Annotated in this window: 16 protein-coding genes and 1 pseudogene; 7 read left to right on the forward strand and 10 right to left on the reverse strand. The window is 67.3% G+C overall.

Annotation, left to right across the window (positions count from 1 at the left end):
- From ABD810_RS40670 to ABD810_RS40690, 5 genes are all read right to left on the reverse strand, one after another.
- The coding region (locus ABD810_RS40670; RefSeq protein ID WP_486387639.1) for a transposase at positions 1-653 on the reverse strand (653 nt) is incomplete at its 3' end.
- Positions 654-670: 17 nt separating this feature from the next.
- Positions 671-868, reverse strand: a complete 198-nt coding sequence (locus ABD810_RS40675) for a hypothetical protein (protein WP_344953876.1) — start codon at positions 866-868, stop codon at positions 671-673.
- A gap of 407 nt (positions 869-1,275) precedes the next feature.
- Positions 1,276-1,701, reverse strand: coding sequence for a sensor histidine kinase family protein (locus ABD810_RS40680; RefSeq protein WP_344953882.1), 426 nt, complete (start codon positions 1,699-1,701; stop codon positions 1,276-1,278).
- 699 nt (positions 1,702-2,400) lie between these two features.
- Positions 2,401-3,312: a hypothetical protein gene (locus tag ABD810_RS40685; RefSeq protein WP_344953886.1), complete on the reverse strand. Its 912-nt coding sequence runs from the start codon at positions 3,310-3,312 to the stop codon at positions 2,401-2,403.
- A gap of 552 nt (positions 3,313-3,864) precedes the next feature.
- Positions 3,865-4,041, reverse strand: coding sequence for a hypothetical protein (locus tag ABD810_RS40690; RefSeq protein WP_344953890.1), 177 nt, complete (start codon positions 4,039-4,041; stop codon positions 3,865-3,867).
- Between the two features lie 239 nt (positions 4,042-4,280).
- Here ABD810_RS40690 and ABD810_RS40695 point away from each other — a divergent pair.
- Positions 4,281-4,511 (forward strand): annotated as a pseudogene (locus tag ABD810_RS40695) (formyltransferase family protein); the annotation flags it as partial.
- On the opposite strand, the gene ABD810_RS40700 reads toward ABD810_RS40695, so the two are convergent.
- Both ABD810_RS40700 and ABD810_RS40705 read right to left on the reverse strand, forming a co-directional pair.
- Positions 4,487-8,749 carry a caspase, EACC1-associated type gene (locus ABD810_RS40700; RefSeq protein WP_344953894.1) on the reverse strand — a complete coding sequence of 1,421 codons (4,263 nt, stop codon included), beginning with the start codon at positions 8,747-8,749 and terminating at the stop codon, positions 4,487-4,489. The pseudogene ABD810_RS40695 and the gene ABD810_RS40700 sit on opposite strands and share 25 nt — an antisense overlap.
- Positions 8,742-9,161 carry an effector-associated constant component EACC1 gene (locus tag ABD810_RS40705; protein ID WP_344953897.1) on the reverse strand — a complete coding sequence of 140 codons (420 nt, stop codon included), beginning with the start codon at positions 9,159-9,161 and terminating at the stop codon, positions 8,742-8,744. Before ABD810_RS40705 ends, ABD810_RS40700 begins: the two co-directional genes overlap by 8 nt.
- Before the next feature lie 520 nt (positions 9,162-9,681).
- Between ABD810_RS40705 and ABD810_RS40710 the strand changes: the two genes are divergently transcribed.
- Positions 9,682-9,942, forward strand: coding sequence for a hypothetical protein (locus ABD810_RS40710; RefSeq protein ID WP_344953900.1), 261 nt, complete (start codon positions 9,682-9,684; stop codon positions 9,940-9,942).
- A gap of 220 nt (positions 9,943-10,162) precedes the next feature.
- On the opposite strand, the gene ABD810_RS40715 is transcribed toward ABD810_RS40710, so the two are convergent.
- Complete coding sequence (locus ABD810_RS40715) at positions 10,163-10,474, reverse strand: hypothetical protein (protein ID WP_344953903.1); 312 nt, start codon at positions 10,472-10,474, stop codon at positions 10,163-10,165.
- A 361-nt stretch (positions 10,475-10,835) separates the two neighbouring features.
- On the opposite strand from ABD810_RS40715, the gene ABD810_RS40720 reads away from it, so the two are divergent.
- Positions 10,836-11,336: a hypothetical protein gene (locus ABD810_RS40720; protein ID WP_344953906.1), complete on the forward strand. Its 501-nt coding sequence runs from the start codon at positions 10,836-10,838 to the stop codon at positions 11,334-11,336.
- Between the two features lie 127 nt (positions 11,337-11,463).
- On the opposite strand, the gene ABD810_RS40725 is transcribed toward ABD810_RS40720, so the two are convergent.
- Positions 11,464-12,015, reverse strand: coding sequence for a GNAT family N-acetyltransferase (locus ABD810_RS40725; protein ID WP_344953909.1), 552 nt, complete (start codon positions 12,013-12,015; stop codon positions 11,464-11,466).
- 177 nt (positions 12,016-12,192) lie between these two features.
- The gene (locus tag ABD810_RS40730) at positions 12,193-12,417 is read right to left on the reverse strand and encodes an NUDIX hydrolase (RefSeq protein ID WP_344953911.1); all 225 of its coding nucleotides are present in this window, start codon (positions 12,415-12,417) and stop codon (positions 12,193-12,195) included.
- A gap of 345 nt (positions 12,418-12,762) precedes the next feature.
- Here ABD810_RS40730 and ABD810_RS40735 point away from each other — a divergent pair, with 345 nt between their 5' ends.
- The 4 genes from ABD810_RS40735 to ABD810_RS40750 form a co-directional block, all read left to right on the forward strand.
- Positions 12,763-13,095: a PadR family transcriptional regulator gene (locus tag ABD810_RS40735; RefSeq protein WP_344953913.1), complete on the forward strand. Its 333-nt coding sequence runs from the start codon at positions 12,763-12,765 to the stop codon at positions 13,093-13,095.
- Between the two features lie 4 nt (positions 13,096-13,099).
- Positions 13,100-13,645 carry a hypothetical protein gene (locus tag ABD810_RS40740; protein WP_344953916.1) on the forward strand — a complete coding sequence of 182 codons (546 nt, stop codon included), beginning with the start codon at positions 13,100-13,102 and terminating at the stop codon, positions 13,643-13,645.
- A 118-nt stretch (positions 13,646-13,763) separates the two neighbouring features.
- The gene (locus ABD810_RS40745) at positions 13,764-14,168 is read left to right on the forward strand and encodes a hypothetical protein (protein WP_344953918.1); all 405 of its coding nucleotides are present in this window, start codon (positions 13,764-13,766) and stop codon (positions 14,166-14,168) included.
- 18 nt (positions 14,169-14,186) lie between these two features.
- Positions 14,187-14,602, forward strand: a 416-nt coding sequence (locus tag ABD810_RS40750) for a hypothetical protein (protein ID WP_344953921.1), incomplete at its 3' end; no start/stop codon positions are given.

Genomic DNA, 14,602 nt, shown 5'->3' on the forward strand with positions numbered 1-14,602 from the left:
GAGGTCTCACAAGCCGTTCTCTTCGCACGTCGCAAGCTCGGCGAATAGTTCAGAGAAGGGACTGGCACCAGGTGGTTGCGGCGGAACCAGCCGATCTGCCCCTCCACTCCACCCTTCTCGTGCGCGCCGACCAGACCCGGGCGGCAGTAGAACGCGTCGACGCTGGCCCAGCTGCGGACGGCCACCCACCGCTCCGACTCCACCCGGGCCCGGGAGAAGCCCAGCACCCGGGCCACCGCGGGCTTGAGGTTGTCGTAGCGCACCTTGCCCGTGGGCACGCCGCCCAGCACGGACATCGCATGCACATGCCCCTCGAAGAAGGCCTCTTGCGAGCAGGTCAGGAACATCCTGTGCACGGCCTTGCCTGACCACGAAAGCCGGAACGAGAACAGATAACACCTGGTCAGTTCGCCCGCCAGGTGGATCCACACGTCCCCGAAGTCCACCTCGGCCTCGGCCCCGGGCTGGTGGCTCTGCTCGATGAAGACCTCCGCCGGCGCCCGACCAGCCTCTAATCGGACCCGCGGGCGGCGCTTGGCGACGTAGTCGCGGACCATCCCGTACGACACCTCCACCGCGCCCTGTGCCTCCAGCAGCCGGTCGAAGATGCGCTTGGCGGTGTGCCGTTGCTTGGGCGGCGCGTCAAGATCCACCCGCAGCATCTGATCGATCAGCGGCTTGAACGGGTCCAGCCGAGACGGGGCGGCAGCGGCTTACGCGGCTCGGGCCAGACCGAGGCCAACGCCTTCTCCACGGTACGAAAGCCCACGCTGTGCTTGCTCTGGATGGCCCGAATGGACAGCCCAGCTCGAGAATCGCGATGGATCGCCGCGTACAACTCAACCTTGGACTTGGGCTGCACCAGCATCACCTCATCCCGCGAAGCACATCAATGCTCCCACCGCAAGCCCACGGGCGCTGTTACTTCTCAGCGACATCACCTTGCAGCGGAAACGATCGCTGTCGCAGCAGACCGGCAAACGCTGTCACATGTCATCGACAAAACCAGGTAGTCCCGCCCTGCGACGACGAGCCCGAAACCGACCCTCACCGTCACCGAGACGGTGACCCACCCTCCAACGGGCGGGAACCACAAGGTGACAAAGACCCCGCTAGGAGCGGCCGAGACCGGAGGCGGCGGTCAGGCGGGACCCGATGGGCGCGTGTTCGTCGTGACCGGTTTCCTGCTCACTCTCGCCGCCGCCACCGGCCTGCTGCTCCGCCGCCGCACCATCCCCACCGATGACCAAGGCCGGCATGTACGGCCCAATCTGGCTACAGCTCCGCGAACCACACGGTGATGGACTGGCCCCCTTCGGGTCGTGCGCCGGCGGTGAGAGTGGTGTGGTGGGCTCGGGCGACGGCATCGACGATGGCGAGGCCGTAGCCGTCGTGGCGGCCGTGCCGATCGGGCGCCAGCCTCTGGGAAGGGCTGGAAGAGGCGCTGGATCTGGTCGCCGGGGATGACCCGCCCGCTGTTGGCGACCGTGAGGGCCACCTGCGTGCCGAGGTCGGGGTGGTGACCTGGAGGTGCCCGTTCCCGAGGTTGTGGCGGATGATGTTGTCGACGAGGCTCTCGATCAGTCCCGGGTCACCGGCGATCACCGCGGGCGTCAGGTGTCCGGCGAGGTCGATGCCTGCCTCCGTGGCCTGGCCGCGGCGGGAGGGCGAGCACTCCTGGATGCGCTGGAGGCGTTGCACCTGAGTTCGCAACCCTTCCCGCATCTCAGAGCGATATGATCTTCTCAGGCACCTAAGGCACGGCGACCGGCGCTGATGGCACGTTGCATCGACGGCTTGTTTTGGTGGCGCACCAGGCACAAGCCGCCCATCATCGAAGGCATGACCTCCGGCGGCCAATACGCTTACGTGATCCAGACGCGCGAACCCGGCCACCCCTTGTGGTCGTGGGTCAGCTACGGCGACGGGGAGTCCTCCCGCCTAAGCCGATCCTTCCAGCGCGCGGTGGCGGGGCTTGAGCAGCAACCGAACGGCCAGTCACGTTAAGGAGCCCGGCGGACGCCTCTTATCGTCACTGGCCGTTCCGATGCGGATGGCGTCCCGAGCCGGCGAACTGGCGCTGACCGGCTGCCTTCCCGCCAAGCTGGCATCCCGTCGTGGTTCATCGCCCGCGAACACCGCTACACCACCGGCATCGCCTGGGCCCGCGGAGTCCTGCGAGGCCGACAAGTCCCGGCTCGAGGCCGAGGTCCGGCGCACCATCACCGTCGACTGGCGCTCCCCCGTGACCGGCGCGGCCGCCGTCGTCGAGCTCGGCCGCTGTCGGTTGGCGTCGGCATTTGTGATCTTCGGTCGGGTCCTGGGCTTCGATAAGATCTACTTCGCGCCCGGCATCTTCCAGCAGGTCTGGGCCCTCAGCGGTCCGGCGACGCCGTCCGCTCACATGGGCTTCTTACCGGATCCCTTGGTCAACTGGGCCTCCGCCTTGCGCTTCTTGTTGTTGGGCGGCGTCTCGAAATCGTCGTCGTCGTTCTGGTTCCTCAGGCGTGCCTCCGTGGCGGCCCTCTTGGCCTCTTCCTCGGCCGCCCTTCTGGCCGCCTTGGCCGCGTTCTTGCTCGGCAGGATCTTGTAGACGATGCCGAGTTCGTGGACGTCCACGGCTCTCAGCTTGGTCGCGCCCTTGGGCCGCTCGATGTCCTCGCCGCCCTCCTCGACGTAGATCGTCCCCGCCTTCGCGAGCTGCTCCGCGGTCTGCGTCCTGGCCTTCCGCCTGATCGGCTTGTAGGTCTCGGAGAAGTAGACGTGGTCATAGCCGTCGAGCCACTTGGTGAAGTTCGTCGAGACCACGTGGTTCTCCACGGGGCTGCTCTCCCCCATGCTCTTGGACTGCGACCAGTCCGAGGTGAAGAAGAGAGCGACGGCCAGGCGGGCGCAGTCCGCGTGCTCGTCGTCTACCTCGTTCAACTTGGCGATGTCCGCCTCGAAGTCGCCCGTGAAGTTGAGGATCCGGCCGATCGACTGGGTCTTGACCTCGACGATGACCCGGTCGGCGGGGTTGGCGGCGACACTGCCGTTGAGCACGAAGTCCGCCATCTTCGGCTTGGGCTTCTTGGTGGTGTAGACCGCGCGCGTCTTCGGCTCTCCGAGGTCCATCCAGGTGGAGGCGATGTCGTCCTGGGCGAAGGCCGCGAGGGAGGTCCGCACCGAGTCCTCCCAGCCCTCTCCCGGCATGGCCCAGTACTTCGCGATGGTGTCGAGGTTGCCGTCGGCCCACCGGAACAGCAGCTCCAGGAACCCGCGTGCGGTGAGCAGCTTGGTGTTGGAACCCGGCTCCAACGTGAACTCGGTCATTTTGTGTGTCCCCCTGTCTCCAGGCTTTATCCGGCGCCACAAACATGCGGGTGCCCGCTCAACAACCGATTGGCGAATACTTGGTTCGCTGTTCCGGGGCATTCTCGCGGTGTGGGCGCGATATTTCGCCCCGTTCGGCAGGGAATTTGACGCCGCACCCAAAACACGCGTTTTCGCGCAGAAACACGATCTCCAGGCCAACCGGTCGCCCGACGGTGCTCTCACATCGGGCAAGGTGATCGCTGCGCAGTTAGCAAGATCGCACGCTGGGAGCGTTTGGTCAAGAGTGAGGGTCTGTATGGGTAATTGATCCGACCGTGAAGCCGGTGCGACGAATAAGGCTTAACGCTGAACGGTTCTGTTCACCGCCCCGGAGGAGTTCGTCGTGCGGACCCCACGCTGGCGGCGGACCCGGAAGGGTGGTCCCGGTGAGCAACTCTGACAGGACCCGGCTGCGGTTCTTGATGCTCCGCCGGGCGATCGAGGCCCTCCGCTTGGACGAGCGCGCCGCTGGCGAGCAGTTCGACGACATCGACGCGAGTTCCGTCTCCTCTAACGTCGATCCCGTCTGGCCACCGCGCGCAGCACGGCTCGGCGCAGCCGCAGGATGCGGATCTGCACCTCCAGCGCCTCGGCGTACTCCTCGGCGACCTGCGCCACCGGAAGATCGCGTTCCAGCAGGCGCTGCACAGTGGAGAGATCGATCCCCTGCTCGCGCAGCGCGCGCACGAACTACAACCGGGCCAGCGCGCCGACACGCACTTGGCCGTTGACACTCAGCAACCCTGACACCTTTATCGGCACCTACAGGTACCGATGGTGCACGCGCCCGCACGTGGGGATCTTGATGGCCTGCTTGCTGGCCTGGCCCCGGAGATTTACCGCTTTGATGCGGTGCGCCCGCGCAACGACGCCGCGCAGGAAGGTCTCGCAGATCAGCGCCGGCTCGAACAGGCAGCTGGCTCTCCGAGTACCGGGGCGCACGGCCGGTGAACTGGGCACTTCGCAATGGCGAGACCGTCCACGGCATCACGATCCACCGCATCGACACCGGCATCGACACCGGCCCCGTCATCGCCGAGGCCCTGTTCTCCATCTGGCCCGACATCCAGTTGGCGATGTTCGGGAGTCGTGAGTGTCCGGCCTTGCCGTCTGCGAACGCCAGCCCGGGCTCTCAGCCCTTGCGGCACACGTCCTGATAGGCCAGCTCAGGGATTTGGCGACGCCACTCCTCCTCGGAGAGGGAACGACCCGCGCGGGCGCACACGGCCGCGAGCAACCGATCAGGGGCGCTGAGATGGATGCGGAGGACGCCCTGGCGAGTGAGGGCGTACAACAGGCCGCCCGTGGGATCGAAGGCGATATCGATGACCTCGTCGTCAGAGGTGGGTTGACCGAGCGCGCGTCCGGTCGCCACGTCCCACAGCTGGATCCCGCCGAGGGTGAAGGCGGCCAGGGTGCGCCCGTCGGGAGAGAAGACCGGCTTCCTTGAGTACTGGCCGATGAAACGTATGCTGGACGGCTGCCAGGTCCGGGTGTCCCACAGCGTGATGCCGTCGGACCCGGCGACCGCGGCGACCTCTCCACGAGGACTGTAGGCGACGTCCCCCGCCTCGGTGTTCAGTTCCCACGGCGGCTTGCCTGATGCCATGTCCACGACCGCGGTGCCGCCTGTCAGTAGGATCTTCCCATCTGGACTGAACGCCAGGCTGTCCGTGCTATCGACCTGCGGGAGGATCCGGCCTGATCTGGTCCGCCAGTTCCACAGTTCCAGTGACGGACTGTCCCCCACATCGAAGTCGCCCCGCAGGACAGGCCCGACGGCCAGTGTCGTGCCGTCTGGGCTGAACTGCATGCTCCAAACCCCATCGAGCTGCTGCTTCAAGGGGAACACCGACAGGACCGACCCGTCGTTCGCATCCAGGACGGCGACTGACATACCTGTATCCGCACCGGGCACCTTCAACTGGCCGCCTACCGCGATCATCGTGCCATCCGCACTGGTCGCCACTTGGCACTCCTCACCGTTCTCGAACACGGCCACGGACAGGAGCACTCGGCCGGTCGACACGTTCCGCACGTCGAGCCGATTGTCGGTGACGGTTGCGAGGATCCGTGTGTTTCGGGCGATCGATGCTGTCTGCGGATCGGCCGTGCCGTTCGGAGCGGGCTTGGCCGGTTCCACCGTCAGCACCGTTCCGGCGAGGCCGAGCACGCGCAGGGTCTTCCCGTCCGGGGTGAAGCTCGGCAGTGCTCCGTAGGATTGCGTGGCGAAGGGCAGGCGCGCCACCTGAGTGCCATCCGATGTCCGATACACCGTGATCTCCGCGCCGCTGTCCACCGCGAGCAGACCGCCATCGGGGGAGAGGTTTAGCACCCCCGCGCCCGCGCCATCCTCGATTGTCCAGTTGAGCGCCTCGCCGGTGCGCAGGTCCCAGAAGTTCGCTCTACCGTTCTGGACGGCACCGAACGTGTGGCCGTCCGCGGTGAACAGCATGTCCGTCACCGCGCTGAGCTCCTCCAGCCACTCCAGAGGGCGTTTTTCGCGCTTGGTTAGATCCCACACCTCGATAGGGGACCCGTACTCGGTGAGGACTCCGTCGCCATCGACGTAGCCGGCACCGAATCTCCCGTCGGGTCCCAGCGTTTCCACCACGCCGCCTCGTGGAAGGCGGACTCGCTTGCGGGTGCGCAGGTCCACCCAGTCCGATGCCGGCACGTCTCCTGCCGAAGGGATGAACAGGAAGCGTCCGTCGGCGCTGAACCGCAGGATGCCAGGTGTCAGGAAATTGTAGCCGTCGGCGAACCCGGCACCGATGGGTCGTCCGGTGACGGTGTTCCACAGACGCACCGACTTCCCGTTCCTGAGCGCCATGACGGTGCCGTCATGGTTCAAGGCCGCCTGGCGTATGCCGGCGCCGACACCCGAGAGCGCTCGGATCTGCCGCCCCGATGCCACGTCCCACAGCCGCGCAACGCCGTCTTTGATCCCGGCCAATGTCGAACCTGTCGTGCTGAGCGCGTAGAGGGTGGCGGCGTCGGAGCCGGGCGGGGTGAAGACGCCGCGGGCCGGATGGGTGAGTGCGTCCCGTAGCCCGGCACGGATCTCCAGCTCTTCTGGGGCGAGCCGCCCGGCGGCCGCGTTGAGGAGCATGGCGGTCTGCGGGTCACGGACGCGCAGCGCGTCGGCCCTTGACGCCAGGGACCTGGCCACCGCCCTGGTGAGGTGGCCCGCGACCTTCCCGCGCTCGTTCTCGGCGATGACGACGGCGCCCAGTGCCAGGATGAGCAGGCCCGCGAGGATCGCGATGAGGGATGTGCGAAGGCGGTTCGCCCGGCGTTCCCTGCGCGTGCCGGCGTCGAGAAACGCCGACTCCGTCGGTGACGGCTTCTGCGCCGGGTCCTCCGTATGCAGCGAGCGCGCGGCCGCCAGCCGGGTCGCCGTGTACAGGTAGGCGGGATCGCGTCCCCTTCGCAGCCATTCCTCGGCGTCGTCGCTGAGTTGCTGGCGTATCAGGAGCGTGCCGCGGTCGGCCTCGATCCAGGCGCGCAATTGCGGCCAGGCGCGGATCAGGGCCTCGTGGGTGATCTGAACGGTTTCCTGGTCGACGGTCAGTAGGCGGGCACGCACGAAATGGTCGAGAACCTGCTGGGTGGCGGCGCGAGCGGAGGTATCGCCCGGGGGAAGCAGTTCGATCAGCGGGACGTGCCTGCGGGTGTCCTGTGTATTCTCGCCGACCCTGACCAGGTGGGGCAGCAGACGCCGGGCGATCGAGCGGCCCTCCACGTCGAGGGTGTTCAACGTGGTGGTGGCGGTGCGGTGCAGAGCCCCGGTGATGCCGCCGGCGGCGCGGTACCCGGCGAGCGTCAGGGTGCGGTGCTCGCGGTGCTGCCAGGTGACCAGCAGGGAATGCGACAGCAGCGGCAGGGCCTCACCCACCGGTGTCGCGTTGAGCTCGGGTCCCGATCCGAGGTCCTCGAGCAGCAGGTCGACGAGCCCGGCCTGCAGTTTCAGGCCGGCCTGCTCGGCGGGCCTTTCGATGGCTCTTCGCAACTGCGCCGAGGTCATCGGGCTGACGATCACGGGATGTTCGAGAGCGGGAACTAACTCGGGATAGCCCGCGCAGTGCCCGGAGAAGTCAGCCCGCATGCCTAGCACGACGATGGCGGGGGGCCGTCGCGGTGGGGCCGTGCACACCGCGTGCAAGGTCTGGATGAAGGTACGGCGCTGCCGCTCCTCGGCGCAGGCCGTGAACACCTCTTCGAACTGGTCCACCACGATGACCCGTCGCTGGGTGGTGTCCGACGGGGACCGCTGGAGCAGCTCTCGCAGCAGGCCGGGGTCGGCTTCGAGCCGCTGCCGCAGGTCTGCGGGATGGGAGCCGTCGAGACCGGCGAACCGCTCGGCCAGCGTGCCCACCGGGTCGTCGCCGGGTGTGAGGTGCACGGTCCTTCTGGGCGATGATCTGTCGAGAGCGGCGATCAGGCCGGCGCCCAGCAGCGAGGACTTGCCGCAGCCGGAGGGCCCGACGACCAGCAACGGCCCCTGGCGGTCCAGCTGTTCCGATACCCGGTCCAGCAGGTGCTCGGTGAGCTCCTCGCGGCCGAAGAAGAGTTCGGCGTCGGCTGGACCGAAGGCCGCCAGCCCTCGGTACGGGCTGAATTCCCCCGCCGGGGAGAGCCGACGGTGCGCCGGGTTGGGGGCCAGCACCTGCCGATCGCCGTGGTCGGCAGCCTGGCGGCGCGGTTCGGGAAACCCCTGATCGGTCAGCGTCCGCGACAGACACCGGTGGACGTCGTCCAGGCTGAACAGCCCGGGAGCTGTCGGGTCACCCTCCATCAGCAGCCGGATCAGCGCCCCGGAGAAGGCGGTGTAGGGGTCACCCGCCGGGGCCCACGCCGCCTGGTTCCCGCTGGTCGAGGTCAGCAGGTACGTGCCGTGCCGTGCGCTCTGGAAGACCCCGCCCACGTCGGCACGCGCCACCGTCTGCGCCCGTCCGGAGAAGCAGCAGTCCAGCACCAGCAGGATCAGCCGCGCCGGGCTGTCGGCCAGGACCTGCCGGACCTCGGCGTACGGCAGTGCCTGGTGGGCGGCGATTCCGCGGGTCAGGTCCTGGGTCGCGCGGGTGGCCAGATGTAGTTCGTTTCGCGAGCTCACCAGGCCGTGGCCCACGTAGTAGACGACCAGCACATCCCGCGCACGCCGCGCCGCCGCCACTAGAGCGGCACCGAACTCACGCGGGTCGGCTGGATCGATGAGCATGGTGAGCTCGGCCGGATCCAGCCCCGCCCGGTCGATCAAGCAGCGTCCCAGGTCTGTCACTGTCGAGGGAACGGCGGGCACGTCCGGGAGGCGTGAGCCGGCGACGTAACGGCCCGATCCGACCAGGAGGACATGCGCGCCCGGCGAGCCAAGCAGCAGGTCGGGTTCACGCATCGCCGGTGGCCGCGCCCTCAGGATCGCCCAGCAGCCCAGCCATGTGGCTGATCAACGCCCGGGTCTCGGCCATGTCGAGTGACTTGACCCCCTTGGCGGTGACCTCCACCTCCGCCTCCGCCTCACCGCGCTTGATCTTGACGGTCACCTCGCCGCCGCGGTTCCCCAACCAGGCGACCACCACGCTGGCCAGGGTGGCGGCCGCCCCTCCGGCGCCAAAGGCGATCTGCAGGCCATCCGCGATCGGGCCGAGCGCTCCCTCCGAAGCGGGGCGTTCGAGCATCCGCACACGCCCTCGCAGCTCCGGCTCCTCAATCAGCCAGGAACGCAGATCACGCAACTGATCCGCGGAATCGCCAGCCGTAACGGCTAAGTGGATATCCAAACCGGCCCCCAGGGTCCTCGATGCCATCTCGACGCCGTCAGGTCCCCGGAATCCCGCAAGCGCACCCACCTCCAGCTTGGACCAAGTGGTGCGGCCCGACTAGATGGTGCGTAGATGGCCTCATCATCCCAGGGCCGACACCAGGTAGTCCCAGTCCCCCATCAGCACCCCAACACGCACCGCTCTCTATATTTCCTGACGCGTACTCATGTACCTGCCTCGATTGTCGGGCAGCGACACGCTCGGCAAAGGTCCCCGGCCCGATGACGGGTGACGGGCCGCGCAGCGGACCGACTTGGAGCGGCGGATTTCAGGCCCGTTGGGGCGCAGTGGCTTCCCGCGACGGCGGTACGGCATCCGCTCCGCTCGCCGTCGCGTCGTCGCCTCAAACGCGGTGACAGTCACGCCGGCACCCTCAACATGCCGATCGCGCCCTGGTCACAGACCCTACGCGCGGCATGGTTGCTGATGAGCCCACCCAACATCGCCGAGACCGAAGAACTGCACCGCTCGCGATCCTCCGCCCGCCTGGACGAACGCGAAGGGCTTGCCCCTGGCCCCGGTACGGCTACTCCACCTACGTCGCGCCACCCGGGCCGACACAGACGGCCAGAAGGTCAGCCGCGAATACGCCTGCCGGTGGATGGTACGGGGGGCCACTGACGCCAGGGAGTGGTATCCCACCAGGGCCTGCTGCGGCGACCCGGACAACCTCGGCGGCCTCGCCCACCCGTGGAAAGAGATCGGCGAGGACGACCAGGGAACGCACTACCAGTGCCCGGTGTGCGGCGCCTACGACGTGGATTGACTACCCGCTGAATCTGGCGCCCTGCTGGGAGTCACGGGGCGGCGGCTGGCGGGGGGATCATGACCAGACCGCCACCCGGGACTGTCCCCACGGAGTGAAGTGTGGGTCCCAACCTGTCCCTGTTGGTGATGGGATGCGACGGTGGGTATGGGTGTCTGTCCCTTACGCTACCTTGCTCGGGCCGGTGCGGCCTGGCTGACCGGTGTCGACCTTCACTGGGTCACTCGTCCACCATTCCCGAGTCCAGGCCATATAGGAGAATGTCATCCGCGCCGAGCCGGTCTGAGGTATATACGAGCCAGTTAGCGTCGGACGAAAGTCGCGGTGTAGATTCGTCCACGGGTGTCACGATCGGCAGGTTTGGCTGCTCATATGCGCGGCCATACGTGTCCTGATCGCCCACAGGCTGCTCGGGTGCCTCCTGCTCGACGGCTGCATCGCCCCAGGACTGGGCGGACGCGGCAGCCGGGGCTGCGACAAGAAGGAACACTGCTGAGACAGCGACCAGGCCGAATCGAGTGAATGTGGCCATCGCTCACCTTCCCTTGAAAGAGCCGAATACCTCCTCAGGAATACCCACGCTTTTGTCGGCAGTGCGTCGACACGCCGGTTGTGGTCACTTTTATGCCGAAAGAAGGGCTTTTTAGGGGCAATCTCCCGCTTCGCCTTCGTGATAGCCGACAGGAGAGCTGGGGATGCCCCGCTGGATCTGGGTGTCTCTTCCTCGCGCCACTTTCGCCCTCGTCGTCGATGCGCTCTAGGTGGGTGACTTCGCGGGAGATTTGCTCACCACCGGGGTGTAGCTCGCACTCAGTGAGTGTCTGAGCTGGGCGGCGCGGCGGGAGGCTGCGGTCCGGCAACAGATCGAGGAGATTCGCGAGCAGATCGCCGGTTTGGAGTCGCATCTGGAAGCGCAGGAAGACCGGTTGTCGCGGCTGGTGATCACGCGGGAGACGGTGGAGGAGATCCTGGGGGCTGCGACCCGGCTGCTCCGGGAGCCCGCAGGCAGCGCCGGGGTGGTCGACATGGTCGAAGCGGCGGACGCGCAGACGCAGGCCTACTTGGTGGTCTTCCAGGACGACCTCATCAGGTCCTACCGCGCCTTCCTCGACAAGCGCCGAGCATCACGCCCGTCGGCCGAATACCGCGAGCCGGCAGAGGAGGAATTGGACGAGTTTGAACGACACTTCGAGCTGCGCAAGGTCGAGCTCGGCACCTGCGACCGCCCCTATGGCACTCCCTGCGCCCACGAGCACGCATGCGTCCGCTGCCCCATGCTGCGCGTCGACCCAGCGCAGCGACGCCGATTGGAGGAGGTCATTCGCAATCTCGTCGACCGCATCGGCGAAGCCCAAGTCAACGGGTGGTTGGGCGAGTCCAAGGCCTGCAGGTGAGCCTGGAAGCCGCTCGAACCAAGCTTCAAGCACTCCACCGAGTGGCGCGAAACCGTGGCCATGCTCCCGTTGATATCGGCATGCCGGTCATCCCCGGGGAGCGTCGATGATCCGTCTACCGGCCCTGCTAGGGCTTTCGGTTACTGGCCGAGAGCATCTCAATGGTGATGGCCCAGCGCTCGTGGTCCCTCCAGGCTCCATTGATGAACTGGAAATTGGTCGAGTAGCCCTCCTTCTGGAATCCGAGGCGCTTGATCAGATTCAGCGAAGGCGTATTGGCCGGTTGGATGTTTGCTTCCAGACGGTGCAGGGCCAACTCGCCGAAGCTGAACTGGACGACGAGCCCCAGGCCCTCGGTCATATAGCCACGGCCGGTCGTGGACGCGTAGGCAGAGTAGCCCAGGGTTCCAGTCTGGCGACTTCCTCGGATGATGTCGTTGACGTTGGCACGGCCAACGATCGCACCCGTCTCAACCAGACAGATGAATAAAGCTTCATGGGTCGGCTGTTCCAGCCGAGAGAGATAGTTCTCGAAGGCATCCCAAGTAATGATGGGTGCTCCCGGCATCCAAGGGCCGAGCAGCTCGGCACTCTCTCGGTTCAGAAGCGAGAGCTCCTCGTAGTCCTGCACCTGAAGGCGGCGAAGGGCCACGCGGGGACCTTGCGCAAGATAGGTCATGGCAGACATCTGCGTGATCTTACGCTGCCTCCGGAAAAGGGGAATTCGTAGTCCAGAAAGGGTTGTCGTGCAGCTTGTGTGTGTTGGCATCGCTGCAGGACCCGATGCTCGCCGCGGCGCTGCGCCCTGCTCTGGCCGCCGGCTACCGGTGGGCGGAGATCGAGCTGGGGCAGCCGTTCACCGAACGGCTGCCCATGTCAGGTCCTCGCCGGGCTGGATGCCGCCCGGCAGGTATCGGTCGGCGATACCGCGGCGGCCGCCGACGCCACGGTGGTGTTGTACGAGCTGGTCCGCGGCTTTGGCCAGCACGCCCATGGCCCGGGGGGAAGGGACCACCAAGTCGGACAGGCCTCGCCGGGGGTGGACCGAGCAGAAGCTGTCCGGCCGTGCGTCCGCCAGCACCGCGGAGATCCTGGCGGCCGGGGGTGCGCCGTGGCGCTGGCGGCGGAGGCGGACACCGGTGTGTGGATGCTTAATCCGCTCGATGAGCAGGCGGCCGCTGTCCTGGCCGGCGCAGCGCGATGACCGTTGTCGAGGATGGCAGAATCACCGGCTCGGTCCGGTCAGCGGAACCGCAGCACCGCAGGTCAATGTGCCGACCACGGTTTGCTCGGCATTCTGGCCCTATCGGTCTTGCTGCGGACGCTCGCGGAAACCCCTGCGCCGGTCACTCCGCTGCCACCGATTGAGGCTTCGACCTCTCCCTCGTATCTTGCGATATATATCGCTAGACGATATACATCGGGTATGGCACTACGTGAGCAGAGCTACCTGATCCTGCTGGCTCTCGCCGATGGGCCGTTGCACGGTTACGGGATCATCAAGACCGTGCGGGAGTTGTCGGAGGAGCGCGTCCGCCTCGGCCCGGGCACCCTCTACGGCGCCCTGGACCGCCTGTCCACCGAAGGGCTGGTCAGCGTGGTCAAGGAAGAGGTCGTCGAGGGCCGCCACCGCCGCTACTACCAGCTCACCGGCGCGGGCAGCGAGGTGGTCACGGAGGAGACCGTACGTCTGGCCCGCCTCGCCGCCAGCGCCCAGCGGCGGCTCAACATGCGTCCCCAGCCCGGGATGGGAGTGTGATCGCGTGGAGAGCTACGAGCGTGCCGCCCGGCGGCTCATGCTGGCCTATCCCCCGCGCTACCGGCAGTACCGCGGCGATGAACTCCTGGCGACCCTGAACGACCTCGCCGAACCGGGCCAGACGCGGCCGGCCCTCCGCGACTCCCTCGACGTGATCCGCGGCGGCATCATCCTGCGCCTGCGCGAGCATCCTAGGCTCGGCCCGTGGCTCCGCTACCGCCTTCTCGAGCAGCGCCTGCCGTACGAATACCGCTGGTGGGCCCGCGACGATCTGCTGGAGAAGCACCGGGCAAGACGCATCTTGATTTTCAGCCTGGTGATGAACTCCCCGTGGCTCGTGTCGTCATGGGTGGGCAACTCCTGGGGTGATCACTGGCTGCAATTGCTGATCGGGTTCACGGGATCGTGGGTGATCGGCTGGCTGAGAGACACCCGGCTCCGGCGCAGGTTGCTCGCCAAGCACGAGTTTGACCTCGACGGCACTCCCTTCCCCAGCGAACCTCGTGATGAGCCGCCCTCGCCGTCCAGGGCTTCGGACACCGCTCGGTAGCGGCGTCCGCCGGGCTTGGCACTGGCTGGTGCTCGGTGGCGGTCCCGCGGTCGGCGATGCGGCTCGATGACGGGCTGCGGACGTTCAGTGGCGGCGGCGTGGTAGGGCGAGGTGTTCGGTGACCGCGGCGATGGCTTCGGCGCCGGGGTTGACGTATCGCATGGCGGTGCGGGGGTTCTTGTGCCCGGTCTTGCCCATGATGAGCTGCAGCGGTAGGTCGGCGTCGCCGAAGTGGGTGGCGGCGCTGGCCGTTGCCTACGAACGGTGGCTCGGGACCTCGTGGGAAACCGTCGGGGAGGTGTTGGGCATCTGTCGGCAGGCTGCCCACGAGCGCTTCGCTGCGCACGCGCGCCGCCTTGATGACCAGATAGCCACCTCCTGGCTTACCGGCGGCGCCACGGCTGCCGTCGCCCGCATGCTGGACCGCTGGGTCATCGACGGACTCAAACACGGCCACCCGCTCTACGAGGACCGCGACGACCCAGCGCGGGCCCGGCAGGTCAGCATCGGCCTGCACCCGTGAACACCGTGAAACACGGCAATGAGCATCGCCGCCGACGCCCTGCTTACCGAACGCCGCGCCGCCGGCGAACCGGTCTCCCGAGACCTGGAGATCGGCCACCTACGCCGCGAGGTGGAGATGTACGAGCGGATGCTGGCCGAAGACCTAGCCCACGCCGACGAAGTGCGCGACCCGCCGACCGGTGCACGGCAGCGGCTTGCTGAACTAGAGGGCGACGAGCTGGCCGTCCGCCGTAAAGCGCGCATCAACCCCTTGCGTGACTCGCGCGGGCCGTGGCCGTACGCCCGCCCCCGAGGGGCGCGGCCCGTTTCAGCCGTATTCCCGCCGCACCCGGACAGGGCGGTCTCGCGATCGGGCTCCCACCCCGCCGTCAGCAGGGCCGTTCTTGAGACGGCTGGACTGAAGTTGACGGGATCCCGTCTGATCATTGCGAT

It is taken from the genome of Sphaerisporangium flaviroseum, assembly GCF_039537005.1.
In the GTDB taxonomy this organism is placed as follows: Bacteria; Actinomycetota; Actinomycetes; order Streptosporangiales; family Streptosporangiaceae; genus Sphaerisporangium; species Sphaerisporangium flaviroseum.